The organism is Massilia sp. LjRoot122 (genome assembly GCF_964252725.1).
GTDB lineage: Bacteria > Pseudomonadota > Gammaproteobacteria > Burkholderiales > Burkholderiaceae_D > Telluria.
This window is the reverse complement of record NZ_CAXUPB020000001.1, coordinates 3807747-3820358: the sequence shown is the minus strand read 5'-3', so window position 1 is coordinate 3820358 and position 12612 is coordinate 3807747. Positions and strand designations below refer to the sequence as shown.

Annotated in this window: 12 protein-coding genes; 6 read left to right on the top strand and 6 right to left on the bottom strand. The window is 66.0% G+C overall.

Going from position 1 to position 12612, the window contains the following annotated elements:
• The first annotated feature begins 216 nt into the window (after positions 1 to 216).
• A complete protein-coding gene (locus ACSQ25_RS16720; protein ID WP_436106799.1) occupies positions 217 to 864 on the top strand; it encodes a YitT family protein in 648 nt (215 codons plus the stop codon).
• Here ACSQ25_RS16720 and ACSQ25_RS16715 read toward each other — a convergent pair.
• Positions 849 to 1982, bottom strand: coding sequence for a serine hydrolase domain-containing protein (locus tag ACSQ25_RS16715; protein WP_436106798.1), 1134 nt, complete (start codon positions 1980 to 1982; stop codon positions 849 to 851). The two genes, ACSQ25_RS16720 and ACSQ25_RS16715, sit on opposite strands and share 16 nt — an antisense overlap.
• A gap of 45 nt (positions 1983 to 2027) precedes the next feature.
• On the bottom strand, positions 2028 to 2924 hold the full coding sequence (locus tag ACSQ25_RS16710; RefSeq protein WP_436108092.1) for a LysR family transcriptional regulator: 897 nt from the start codon (positions 2922 to 2924) through the stop codon (positions 2028 to 2030).
• A gap of 210 nt (positions 2925 to 3134) precedes the next feature.
• Here ACSQ25_RS16710 and ACSQ25_RS16705 point away from each other — a divergent pair, with 210 nt between their 5' ends.
• Together ACSQ25_RS16705 and ACSQ25_RS16700 are read left to right on the top strand one after the other, a co-directional pair.
• Entirely contained in the window at positions 3135 to 4829 is a 1695-nt protein-coding gene (locus tag ACSQ25_RS16705; protein WP_436106797.1) for a diguanylate cyclase domain-containing protein, read from the top strand.
• 40 nt (positions 4830 to 4869) lie between these two features.
• A complete protein-coding gene (locus tag ACSQ25_RS16700; protein ID WP_436106796.1) occupies positions 4870 to 5601 on the top strand; it encodes a helix-turn-helix domain-containing protein in 732 nt (243 codons plus the stop codon).
• A gap of 181 nt (positions 5602 to 5782) precedes the next feature.
• On the opposite strand, the gene ACSQ25_RS16695 is transcribed toward ACSQ25_RS16700, so the two are convergent.
• On the bottom strand, positions 5783 to 7117 hold the full coding sequence (locus ACSQ25_RS16695) for an alpha-amylase family glycosyl hydrolase (RefSeq protein ID WP_436106795.1): 1335 nt from the start codon (positions 7115 to 7117) through the stop codon (positions 5783 to 5785).
• A 198-nt stretch (positions 7118 to 7315) separates the two neighbouring features.
• On the opposite strand from ACSQ25_RS16695, the gene ACSQ25_RS16690 reads away from it, so the two are divergent.
• The 3 genes from ACSQ25_RS16690 to ACSQ25_RS16680 all read left to right on the top strand — a co-directional run bounded on the left by ACSQ25_RS16690 (position 7316) and on the right by ACSQ25_RS16680 (position 9908).
• Positions 7316 to 8266 (top strand): porin, encoded by a 951-nt coding sequence (locus tag ACSQ25_RS16690; RefSeq protein ID WP_436106794.1) that lies wholly within the window; start codon positions 7316 to 7318, stop codon positions 8264 to 8266.
• 98 nt (positions 8267 to 8364) lie between these two features.
• The gene (locus ACSQ25_RS16685; RefSeq protein WP_436106793.1) at positions 8365 to 9468 is read left to right on the top strand and encodes a S41 family peptidase; all 1104 of its coding nucleotides are present in this window, start codon (positions 8365 to 8367) and stop codon (positions 9466 to 9468) included.
• A 20-nt stretch (positions 9469 to 9488) separates the two neighbouring features.
• A complete protein-coding gene (locus ACSQ25_RS16680; RefSeq protein WP_436106792.1) occupies positions 9489 to 9908 on the top strand; it encodes a hypothetical protein in 420 nt (139 codons plus the stop codon).
• Here ACSQ25_RS16680 and ACSQ25_RS16675 read toward each other — a convergent pair.
• From ACSQ25_RS16675 to ACSQ25_RS16665, 3 genes are all read right to left on the bottom strand, one after another.
• Positions 9885 to 10907, bottom strand: coding sequence for an SDR family oxidoreductase (locus ACSQ25_RS16675; RefSeq protein ID WP_436106791.1), 1023 nt, complete (start codon positions 10905 to 10907; stop codon positions 9885 to 9887). The two genes, ACSQ25_RS16680 and ACSQ25_RS16675, sit on opposite strands and share 24 nt — an antisense overlap.
• 375 nt (positions 10908 to 11282) lie before the next feature.
• Positions 11283 to 12296, bottom strand: a complete 1014-nt coding sequence (locus ACSQ25_RS16670; RefSeq protein WP_436106790.1) for a sulfate ABC transporter substrate-binding protein — start codon at positions 12294 to 12296, stop codon at positions 11283 to 11285.
• A 103-nt stretch (positions 12297 to 12399) separates the two neighbouring features.
• Positions 12400 to 12612 carry a hypothetical protein gene (locus ACSQ25_RS16665; RefSeq protein WP_436106789.1) on the bottom strand — a complete coding sequence of 71 codons (213 nt, stop codon included), beginning with the start codon at positions 12610 to 12612 and terminating at the stop codon, positions 12400 to 12402.

The window sequence follows — 12612 nt, the reverse complement described above, 5'->3', positions numbered from 1 at the left end:
TCATTGCGCTGCAACATCGGTAATAATGGCGGGCTATACGCTGTAGTACCTTCCACGTTCGCGGATGTTGTCATCACAAGTGCCATCATCCGGCAGCGCTGGCCCCCGACTTTGTTCACGCATTGTGAGGAACATGAAGCATCATCTCCTGCCCGGTTCGACCTCTCACCGATTTGACGGCGGCTCCCCGCGTGCGTCTGGTGGCGAGGTGGCGCGATGATGCAGGGCAGCCTGCAAACCCGGCCGGCACAGGTCAAGAGCGTGGCCTCGATCAAGCCCCATACCCTGTTCGACGACGTCTACGGGATCGCCGTCGGCGTGCTGTTCGTCGTCATGGGCGTCCTGCTGCTGCAGGCCGCGAACCTGATCACCGGCGGCGTGGCCGGCATTTCGCTGCTGCTCTCGTACACCACCGAGCACACGGTCGGCGTGCTATTCATGCTCATCAACCTGCCGTTCTTCCTGTTCGGCTACCTGTTCATGGGCGCACGCTTCACCGCCAAATCCCTGGTCGGCAGCGTGCTGATCATGGCGATGCTCAAGCTGCTGCCGAACGGCCTGGTGATCGGCCACATCCACCCGATGGTCGCCGCGCTCGGCGGCGGGACCTTCTGCGGCATGGGCATCCTGGCACTGGCGCGCCATGGCGCCGGGGTCGGCGGCACCGGCATCGTCACCCTGTGGCTGCAGAAGAAGTACGGCATCAATGCCGGCCGCACCCAGGTCCTGATCGACGGCGTGATCCTGCTGGCGGCGCTGGCGATCGTCACGCCGGAGCTGGTGGGCTGGTCGTCGCTGAGCGCGATCGCCATGAGCAGCATGGTCATGGCCTGGCACCGCCCGGGACGCTACTTCGGTAACTGAGCGCCGTATTCCCATTCCCACGGCATGTCGGTCTCGCCCAGCACGCGCCGGGCGAGTTCGGGATAGATCCGCTCGGCGCGCACGTCGTTGGCCAGCATGACCACGCAGCGCGCGCCGCTCTCCAGGCACAGGACCATGTTGCCGGTGCTGTCGTTGTGTCCTCCCTTGAACCAGGCCGGCCCGCTGCGGTCGCGGAACGTCACCACGCCCAGTCCCGCGGCAAGCCCTTGCGGCCAGGTCGCCGGTCGCGCCGTGAGCGTCGGGAACTGGCTGGCCGAGCCGATCGGCAGCTGGGGCGCCACCAGCATGGCGCGTGAGGCCGCACTGAGTCCCTCTCCGCGCATCACGCCCGCCCACAGGCGCGCCTGGTCCTCGATGCTGGTGTCCATCGAGCCGGCCGCGCTGGGCCGGCTGCGCTCGTCGTGCGGCTCCATCTTGCCCTCCAGCGTATAGCCGTCGGCCAGGTTGGCCGCGAAATCCGGGCGCCACTGCATGCTGGTATTGCGCATCCCGAAGCGGTCGAAGACGCGGCGCTGCATTTCCTGGCCGGTGTCCAGCCCCAGGCCTCGTTCGACGATCAGTTGCAGGATGTAGAAGCCTTCGCCCGAATAGGCGTAGCGCGTGCCGGGATCGAAGTGGAAGCGCAGCTTGCGGTCCGGCTCGAGCCAGCGGAAGTTGGCGAAGCCGGAAGCATGCGTGAGCAGGATGCGCGGCGTCAGCCTGCGCCAGCGGTCGTCGTACGCCAGCGCGGAGAAATCCCAGGGCTGCTGGTCGTAGGCGGGCAGGGGCCTGGGCAGCAGGGTAGAAACAGGCGCGTCGAGGTCGAGCCGTCCTTCGTCGACCAGCTGCAGCAGCATATAGGCGAAAGCCGCCTTGGTGAGCGAGGCGCCGTACATGACGGTCTGCGGCGTCAGCGGCAGGCCGCGCTCGACGCTGCGGCTGCCGTAGGCCTTCACGCTCACCACCTGGCCGCGCTCGATCACGGCCAGCGCCAGTCCCTGCAGCTTTTCGCGCGCCATCAGGCGCCGCACCTCGTCGTCGGGGATGCTCGACACCGAAGGCGGGGCGGCCGCGCATCCGGCAAGCAGGCAAACGGACAGGCATAGTGCTGCTCTCATCGACGCTCTCCCTCTGGTACACACGGCAGCGCCATGGTACACCGCTTAAAGTCCGGTGGCCTGCGCGAAGACTTCCTTGATCCAGTCGACGAACACGCGCACCCGCGGCGACAGCTGGCGGCTTTGCGGATACAGCACTGAGACCGGCAAGGCGGGCGGCGCCAGCGCCGGCAGCACGATCTCGAGCCGGCCTTCGCGCAGCGCATCGTCGATGCGGTAGCGCGGCACCTGCACGATGCCCAGGCCCGCGATGGCCGTCGCCGTGTACATGTCGGCGCCGCTCACGCTGACCGATGCCGGCAGCACCACCTGGCGCAGCTCGCCGCCCACGCTGAACTCCAGCGGGTAGGGCCGGCCGGTGCTGGACGAGATGAAGTGCACCGCATGGTGGCAATCGAGTTCGTCGAGGCTGCCGGGGCGGCCGTGGCGGTCGAGGTAGGCCGGGCTGGCGACCGTGACCTGGGTCAGCCGCGCCACCTCCTGCGCCACCATCGACGAGTCCTGCAGATTCCCGGCGCGCAGCACGCAATCGATCCCTTCGCGCACCAGGTCGACCAGGCGGTCGCCTTCGCCGATCTGCAGCACGATGCCGGGATAGCGCGCCAGGAAGGCGGGCAGGCTTGGGGCCAGCACCTGCTTGGCCAGCGAGGGCTGCAGGTTCACGCGCAGCAGGCCGGCCGGCTCGGTACGGCTGAAGACGCTCTCCATTTCCGCCAGTTCGGCCAGCAGGCGCACGCAGCGTTCGTAATAGGCCTGCCCGTCGAGCGTCGGCGCCACCACCCGCGTGGTGCGCTCCAGCAGGCGGGCCGCCAGGCGCGCTTCCAGGCGCTTGATGGCATTGGTGACGGTGGCGCGCGGCAGTTGCAGGTCGTCGGCCGCCAGCGTGAAGCTGCGCCGCTCGACGATGCGCGTGAAAATGCGCATCTCCTGGAAACGGTCCATCTGCGTGCTCATCGATTGTTTCCCATAAAGGAATAATACTGCCGAGTGTAGCCCATCCATTCGGTTTTGCTAAACCGTCCCGGAGTTGAACCGTTGCAAACACCATGAACTGGTCTATGAGGCAACAAATGATGCCTATTTGTATTTATTGATTGGCAGGAATGTCGTTACAATGTGCGCCCATTTGATTTGCTTGGCTATGATTCGTCCATGAGCGGCATCTTCGGAAAAATGCGTCTGTCCAGTGTGATGACCTTGGCGGTCTGCGCCACGGTCGCGCTGACGGTCGCGCTCCAGCTGGCGCTCGTCAACCACTTCGCCGTGCGCCAGGCGCGCGAGGAAGCCCAGCTGCGGCTGCAGCAGCTGTCCTGGCAGATGCGCGATTCGCTGAACCGGGTGATCGAGCAGGCCACCGGCGACGCCCGGCTGCTGGCCGAGCTTCCGGCGGTGCGCTATGCCAGGGATGCCGACCAGTCGCGTGCGGTGCTCGAAAGCCTGCAGCGGACCTTCCCCGATTACGCCTGGATCGGCATCGCCGACCTCGACGGCAGGGTGGTGGCCGCCACCGGCCGCATGCTGGAGGGCGCCAATGTCAGCAAGCGGCCATGGTTCACCATCGGCATGCGTGGCGTGCATGCCTCCGACTACCATCCCGCGCTGCTGCTCGAGAAGGTCTTGCCGCGCAAGCCCGATCCGTGGCGCTTCGTCGACCTGTCCGGTCCCATCCTCGACGGGAACGGCAAGCCGGTCGCCGTGCTCGGCCTGCACCTGAGCTGGGAGTGGGCGCGGCGCCATGCGCGCCAGCTGCTCACGCCGGCGCTGCGCGAATACGGCGCCGAGATCCTGGTGATCCGCGACGACGGCACCGTCATGCTCGGCCCGCAGTCGATGGTCGAGACGAAGGTCGATACCACCAGCCTGCGCCTGGCGCAGAAGGGCATGACCGGCTCGCTGCGCGAAGTCTGGCCGGATGGCCGCGCCTACCTGACCGGCTACAGCCGGACCGGCGACGTGCTCGACCCGGCCTCGCTGCGCTGGACGGTATTGGTGCGCCAGACCGAGGACCGGGCGATGGAAAGTACGGCCGACCTGAAGCTGCGCATGCTCGGCTGGAGCGCCGTGCTGGCGCTACTGCTGGCCGGCCTGGCGGCGCTGATGGCACGCCGCCTGACGCGCCCGATGGCGGTGCTGCGCGCGGCGATCGAGCGTGCCACCGAGGCGACCCGCACCGGCAGGGAAGCGCCGCCGATCCCGCAGGTGGACGGCTTCCTCGAGACCCGGATCCTGTCGAGCACGATGCGCGAGCTGGTGCACAGCGAGACCGCGCACCGCCAGGCCCTGCTGGCCCTGAACGAGCGCCTCGAGCTGGCCGTGGCCGAGCGCACCGCCGAGCTGCAGGCGCTGCTGCTGCGCGACGTGCTCACCGGCCTGCCCAACCGCCGCGCGCTGCTGGAAGCGCTGCCCGAGGCGATGAGCCGTGCGCGCCGGGTCGGACGGCCGTGCGCCTTGCTGTTCCTCGACGTGGACGGCTTCAAGGCGGTCAACGACAGTCACGGCCACGAAGAAGGCGACGAGCTGCTGCGCCAGTTCGGCGGCCGCCTGCTGCAGGGCGTGCGCAAGACCGACATGGTGGCGCGCCTGGCCGGCGACGAATTCGTGGTGGTGCTGGAGATGCTGAGCGACGCCGCCCATGCCGACGAGACCGCGCGCAAGCTGCTCGCGCACCTCGCCGAGCCCTTCATCCTGCGCAGCGCCACCGTGACGGTGGGCGCCAGCATCGGCATCGCCCTGCATCGCCCGGACGACCCGCTCGACATCGACGGCTGGCTGGCACGCGCCGACCACGCGATGTACGCGGTCAAGCGCACCGGCAAGAACGGCGTCGCGCTGGCGGCGTCGTTCTGACCCTTGCCCATGCGGGCGCGGCGCTGCTACCATCGCCGCTATGTCCGAAATCACCCAACTCATCGCCACGCTCAAGCGCGAGCTCAAACAGCAGGACAAGACCTACCGCGACGTCGCCGAGGCGCTCGGCCTGTCCGAACCGAGCGTCAAGCGCCTGTTCGCCAGCGAGCAGTTCACGCTCGACCGCCTGGTCGAGATCTGCTCCCTGGTGGGCCTGACCCTGGCCGAGCTGGCGCAGGAGGCGGGGCAGGGCCACCAGCGCCTGCGCACCCTGAGCCCGGCCCAGGAACGCGAGCTGGTATCGGATGCGCGCCTGCTGCTGGTGGCGGTGTGCGCCCTGAACCACTGGACCATGGCCGAGATGCTGCAGGCCTATCGCCTGAGCGAGGCCGAATGCGTGCAGCTGCTGCTGCGCCTCGACCGGCTGGACCTGATCACCCTCCTGCCCGGCAACCGCATCCGCCTGAACGTGGCGCGCGACTTCGACTGGCTGCCGGGCGGGCCGATCCGCCAGTACTTCCGCGAGCAGGGCATGCCCGGATTTATCGACAGCGCCTTCGGCCAGCCGGGCGACACGCTCGACTTCGTGCACGGCATGCTGACCGAAAGCGCGCGCGCCAAGCTGCAGGGCGAGCTGCGCCAGCTGCGGGCGCGCTTCGCGCAGCTGCACGAAGAGAGCCTGGCGGCGCCGCTGCCGCAACGGCGCGGGACGGGCTTGCTGCTGGCCTCGCGGGAGTGGGAGCCGGCGGTGTTTGCGGGCTTGCGCAGGTAGCGCGTGAGCTAACGATGTCGATACAAAATTGGGTTCCCGCCTGCGCGGGAACGACGGTTTTTAGGGTAGCGGAAGAACAGCGGTAGCGTCTCTACCACCTGCACATCCAGCACGTCGTTCCCGCGCAGGCGGGAACCCAAGTTCGCCGCGTACAAGGTACCTGACATAGCGTAGCGTCCCACTACTTGACTGCCCCCGACACCTTGTACTCCCACGCCCCCAGCGACTCCTCCCGCCCCGCCACCGCATAGCGCTGCACCACCCCGGACAGGTTCACCGTCACCGCAACCACGTTCCCGCTCTTCTCGCGCCGGAACGCGAACACCTTGTCGTTCCCCGTCTCCAGCACCCGCATCGTCCCGCCATACTGCCCGTTCCACAGCGCCGGATTGTCATGCTTGAGCTTCAGCAGGAAGGTATACACCCCTTCGTTGGCATGCTCGCGCCACACGATCGGATCCTTCTCGAAGAATTCCAGCCGCTTGTCGAGCCCCGCCTCCTGTCCGCCGTAGATCAGCGGCATGCCCGGCAGCGTCGCCGCCAGCACCGCCATCGCCTTGAACGCCGGCCCATAATGCTCGGCGTCGCTGCCATGCCAGGAATTCTCATCGTGGTTGCTGGTGAAGCGCATCCGGTAGGCGTGCTCCGGATAGGCCACCGGCGGCTGCTCGAACAGCGCCCGCAATGCCCTGGCGCCGGCCTTGCCCTTGGCGACGTCCTTGAATACGGTCAGCGTATCCCAGCCGTAGCTCATGTCGAAGGCGCGCCTGTGCAGCTCGGGCTGCCAGGCCTCGGCCAGCATGAACACCGGCTTGATGCGTTCCAGTTCGGCGCGGGTCTCTTCCCAGAACGCGGTCGGCACCTTGGCCGCCACGTCGCAGCGGAAACCGTCGATGCCGGTCTCGCGCACCCAGAAGGCCATCGCCTCGCGCATGCCGGTCCACAGGCCGGGCTGCTTCCAGTCCAGGCCGGTGACGTCGGTCCAGTATTCGGGTTCCGCGCCCTCGGTATAGGTCACCGGGAAGATCTCGCCCTTGGCATCCTTCAGGTACCAGTCCTTGTGCCGGACCGTCCACGGGTTGTCGAAGGCGGTGTGGTTGGCGACCCAGTCGATGATGACGCGCATGCCCATGCCCTGGGCCTGCTTCACGAGGCGCTTGAAGTCGTCCATCGTGCCGAATTCCGGATTCACGGCCGTGTAGTCGCGCACCGCGTAGTAACTGCCGAGCGTGCCCTTGCGGTTCTTGACGCCGATCGGCTGGACCGGCATCAGCCACAGGATGTCCACGCCCATCTTGCGCAGGCGCGGCAGGTGTTTGGCAAAGGCATTGAATGTCCCTTCCTGCGTGTACTGGCGGATATTGACCTCGTAGATATTGGCGCTGCGCGACCATGCCGGGTGGGTCATGGGCGCACTTGCGGCCTGCTGGGCCAGTGCGGATGGGGCGGCGAGGATGGTGAGCGCGGCGCTGAGCGCCAGGGCAAATGCGGGCAGGGGGCGGACAACGAAAGTCATGGGGTCTCCTCGGGTTTTGTTCAAGCCTCTTGTGCCCGCTCATTCTACGGTGTAGAACCTTAGGTAAGCGGGAAAGTTCGGCTCGGACGAATGCACCGCCCCTTTTTGCCCTGGTCCGGTACTGCTGTTTTATGTGAAGTAATAGACAGATCAGCTCGGCAAATGAGGGAATGATGGCTTCAAAGAGGGAATGACGCCATGAAGATGTCCATCGTCGCAGGTGCCGTGCTCGGAGCGAGCGCAGCGTGCGTCTCGGCCCAGAATACGGCGGTGCCCATCGGGAACGCCGGCACGGGCGAGGTTGCAAGAGAAGTCAGGGAAGCCGGTACCGGTCGTGCCGGCGACGCGCCGGCGATTTTCACGCTGGAAACCGCGCATGAGGCGGAGCAGCGCAAGGCAGCCGTATCCCGCTCACTCACCGTGGGCCGCCAGTACAACCTGGAATTCCTGGCCCTGAGCGACGTCGGCGATCCCTTCCACGGCGGCCTGGCCGGCAGCGCCAGCGGCGCCGCCGCCGACGTGCGCCGGCTGGACGACAGCGTCACCTATCAAAGCGAATTCAATGGCTTCACGGCCGGCTCGTCCTGGGGCAAGGGCGACATCGACGGTTCGCCCTCGGGCCGCGCCTGGGGCATGACGGTGGGCTTCAACGCCGGCCCCTTCACCATCCGCGCGGCACACCAGAACCGCAACGTGGCCAAGGTCACCCGCATCAATCCGGTCGACATCAGCATGGCGGCAAAAAATTCCATCGTGGCCGCCAACATGCGCTTCAGCTGGGGCACTGCGTATGCCGCCTACAGCGCCAGCCGCGGCTGGGGCAGTTCACCGCTGTTCAACCCGGACAATCCCTACGGCGCCGGCATCAGCTCGACCACCTCGACCGACAGCCGCGACGTGCTGGCCGGGGTGGCGGTGCCGATCAACCATGCGACCACGCTGCTGGCTTCCTACATCCGCAAGAACGACCGCGACCCGGCCAACCGCGACGCGCGCCAGATCGCGGTCGGCGCCACCTATGCGGTCTCGCGCAAGCTCGATTTCTATGCCGCGTATTCGCACATCCGGCAGCAGAGCGGCCTGCAGAACGCCAGCGTGCGCAGCGGCGGCGGCGGGGCGATCAACCTCGGGATGCGGCGTGCTTTCTGATATGCGCACGGAATAAATCGCAAGGCATGTCTTGAAATATTGCAATCTTTCCTGAGATGTCAGGGACTCGGAAATCGTCCGAGGCGCCAGGGGACACCATGAAAGTATTGCACGCGCTGCTCAGCAGCATCCTTGTTTCAGCCCTGGCCGGATCGCCGGCTTTGGCGCAGGCCGACATGCGGATGACGGCCGCGGACCGCCAGCAACTCATCAAGACCCTGATCGACGAAGTCGAGGGGCGTTACGTCTTTCCTGAGGTCGCAAGGAAAGTCGCCGCATCGCTGCGCGCGCAGCAGCAGCGCGGCGCCTACGAGGGCATCACGAGCGCACGCCAGTTGTCGGAAGCCCTGACGCAGGAGATGCAAGCCACCGCCAAAGACCGGCATCTGCGGGTGCAGTTCAGTGAAGACACGATCCCCGCAAGGAAGCTGAAGACCGAACCTGCGCCAGACGAGGCCGCCCGCCGCCTGGCGGAGCTGCGGTCGGATAATTTTGGTGTGGCGAAGGTCGAGCACTTGCCCTTCAACATAGGCTACCTGGAGCTGGCCGGCTTTGCGCCCGCCGGGCATGCGGCCGAGACCCTGGCCGCCGCCATGACGGTACTGGCGCATACCGACGCGTTGATCATCGACCTGCGCAACAACGGTGGCGGCGATGCGGCCGCCTCGACGCTTCTGGCCAGCTACCTGCTCGACAAGCGGACCCACCTGAGCGATTTCTACTACCGCGAAGGAAACCGGCTCGAACAGCGCTGGAGCCTGGACGTGGTGCCCGGCCCTCGCTATGGCCAGAAGAAGGAGGTCTACATCCTCACCAGCAAGGCCAGCTTCTCGGCGGCGGAAGATTTTGCTTACGCGCTCAAGAACCTGAAACGCGCCACCGTCGTCGGCGAAACGACCGGCGGCGGTGCCAATGCGGGCGACGACATCCGCCTGCTGCCGAACTTCGCCGCCTTCATTCCCTTGAGCCGCTTGACCAGTCCGATCACGAAGTCGAACTGGGAGGGCGTCGGCGTGACGCCCGATATCGGCGTGTGCGCGGCCGATGCTTTGAGAACCGCGCAGCTGGCGATCCTGGAGAAGTGGGCAGCGGCCGAACCGGACCGTAACAGGCTCGCCTACCTGAAGCAGCGTATCGCGGACTTGGGTGCCCTAGGGGGCGACGCCAGCTTGCAAAAAACGGTAGCCTGTTCCCATGGCTAACACACGTTTTTGGAGGCAACATGACAGGCACAAGCACACTTGATCCGGACAACTTCCCGGAGCGTCCGGACCGCAGCCTCGGCAAGGGCCATGGCATCGATGCGCTCGGCCCGAGCGACATTTCCGACACCGGCAGCGACGTGGTCGGCGGCCCCGGTTTTTCCGACGCGCTCGACCCGGACCAGACCCTCGACTTCGACCGCGGCACCACCTCGGACCTGGAGCAGAGCCACGCCGGCGGCACCGCCGGCCCTGATGTTGGCGACGCCGATTTCTCGGGCGACAGCGACATGGGCGGCACCGGCGAACGGGCCGCTGCCGGACGCGACAATGTCGGCAAGGACGGTGCCGACATCGACACCGATCAGATCGTGTCCATCCCCGACCTGCCGCTGACCGAGGAGGACACCGATTTCTTAACGAGCAAACCGCCGCGATAGGCTGAACGCGGCCAGCAAGGCCCCGCCGCCCACCAGGGCGGTCATCAGGGGCGAGGAGCGCAGGCTGGTGCTGGTGTACAGGCTGCGCTCGTGCACCGTCTGCGGCATGCCCTGGCGCTGGCGCAGTTCGGTCGAGGGATCGGGCTTGTAGAGCGCGTCGCGGCGGTTCGGCGCCGTCGGGCGGTCCGAGCGCTGCTGCTTGAACATGGTGGCGTTCATGTAGCGGTCGAACAGGGTCGGCATCAGCTTGGAGCCGGCCGCGATCATCTTCGAGGCGCCGCCGGCATAGGCGTCGCGCTTCGGATGTTCGGCGCAGTACAGGATGGTGTCGGCCACCACTTCGGGTGCATAGATCGGCGGCGGCAGGGCGGGTTCCCTGTCCATGTAGTTGCGCGCGTGCACCGCGAACATGGTGTCGATCGCGGCCGGACGCACCAGGGTCACCTGCAGCGGCGCGTTTTCCTTTTCCATTTCCATGCGCAGGGCGTCGGTGAAGCCTTTCACCGCATGCTTCGAGGACGCGTACATGCCCTGCATCGGGATCGAGCGCTCCGACACCTCGCTGCCGATATTGATGATGGCGCCGCCGCCGCGGTGCTTCATGCGCCGCACCGCTTCCAGCGAACCGTTCACCGTGCCCCAGAAATTGGTCTGGAACAGGCGGTGGTGGTCTTCCGGCCTGACTTCTTCGAGGCGGCCGAACACCGAGATGCCGGCATTGTTGACCCAGGTATCGATGCGGCCAAAACGCGCGATGGCCTTTTCGCCGATCTTTTCGACCTCGCCCATGTCGCCGACGTCGGCGGCCACGGTCTCGACCAGGACGCCCTTGCTGCGCAGTTCGTTCGCCAGCTCGTCGAGCGCGTCCTTGCTGCGCGCGGCCAGCACCAGGCGGGCACCGCGTGCGGCGGCCATGCGGGCGGTGGTCAGGCCGATGCCGCTGGTGGCGCCGGTGATGACCATGACCTGGTCGTGAAGTTTCCTGAGTCTGATTGCCATGACGTGATCCTTTTCAAGGTGATGAAGAGGACTGCCCGCGGCGTCCGGCCGCAGGGACAGGCCGTTGATGAACGGTCACTATGCTAGCCCGGCTTCAGAAAAGGGGGTTTTCAGTTGCTTATAGGAAGGATGCTTTGCTTGGAGGCGAATGAGTGCCGCTAGCGCCTCCATCGCTACTACCCGATGAGTCGTCATCCCGGCGCAGGCCGGGATCCAATTCCCATGCACAGCGAGAATGCGTGCGTGAGTAGTACTCGACGAAATTAGATTCCCGCCTGCGCGGGAATGACGTTCATAAGTAACGGGTAAAAGGGGAGGGTATCGATATGCAGGTGAAACTGGGTCCCGGTTGGCGGACATCTCACTGCAGGCGTCCTACTTGCCCGGCTGGTAGATCTGGTCGAACAACCCGCCATCCGCGAAGTGGGCCTTCTGCGCCTGCGTCCAGCCACCCAGTTCGGTGATCGGGAACAGCTTCACGTTCGGGAACTGGGACGCGTACTTCTTCGCGAACCTGTCCACCGCCGGACGGTAGTAGTTCTTGGCGATGATGTCCTGGGCTTCGTCGGTGTACAGGAACTCGAGGTAGGCCTGGGCCACCTGGCGGGTGCCGCGCTTGTCGACGTTCTTGTCGACCACGGCCACCGGCGGTTCGGCCAGGATGCTCAGCGAAGGCGCGACGATCTCGAACTTGTCCGGGCCGAGTTCGCGCAGCGCCAGCAGGGCTTCGTTTTCCCAGGCCAGCAGCACGTCGCCGATGCCGCGCTCGACGAAGGTCGTGGTGGCGCCGCGGGCGCCGGAGTCGAGCACCGGCACGTTCTTGTAGAGTTTGGACAGGTAATCCTTGGCACTCGCCGGCGAACCGCCCGGCTGGCGCAGCGCGTAGCCGTAGGCGGCCAGGTGGTTCCAGCGCGCGCCGCCCGAGGTCTTCGGATTCGGCGTGATGACGGCCACGCCCGGCTTGATCAGATCGCCCCAGTCGCGGATCTTCTTCGGATTACCCTTGCGCACCAGAAACACGATGGTCGAGGTGTAAGGCGAGCTGCGGTGCGCCAGCCGTCCCTGCCAGCCGGGCGCAATCAAACCTCTTTCGCTGATAGCATCGATGTCGTAGGCCAAGGCGAGCGTGACGACGTCGGCCGACAGGCCGTCGATGACGGCGCGCGCCTGCTTGCCCGAACCGCCGTGCGATTGCTTGACCGTGACGCTGTCGCCGGTCTTGGCCTTCCAGTGGCGGGCAAAGGCGGCGTCGACGTCCTGGTAAAGTTCGCGCGTCGGATCGTACGAGACGTTGAGCAGGGTAACATCGGCGGCTGCGGCAGATTGGCCCAGCAGCGTGAGCAGAAGACTTGAAGCAGCCAGCGAGCGAAGGAAGGTTTTGCGAAGCATGTCGTTCTTTCAGAGGGCAGTTTGGAGCCTCTAGACTACGGCTCAGTTCCCCCTGAAGGAACGAATTTATTCGCTTAACAATATGCGAATTTTGCTACGCTGCTCAGTGCGCCTTCGACAGGATGAGCAGCCAGCGCTTGAACAGCAGCACTTCGAGATGGCCCGGTTCGATGCCGGTGTCGCATTCGATGATCGGGTTCACCGCATAGAAGCGCTTGCGGAAATCACGGGTGATCAGCAATTCGCGACGGCCGATGCGGACCATAAAAGGGACAGGTGCATATTCCAGGCCGAAGGAGCTGTTCAGAGTGGTCAT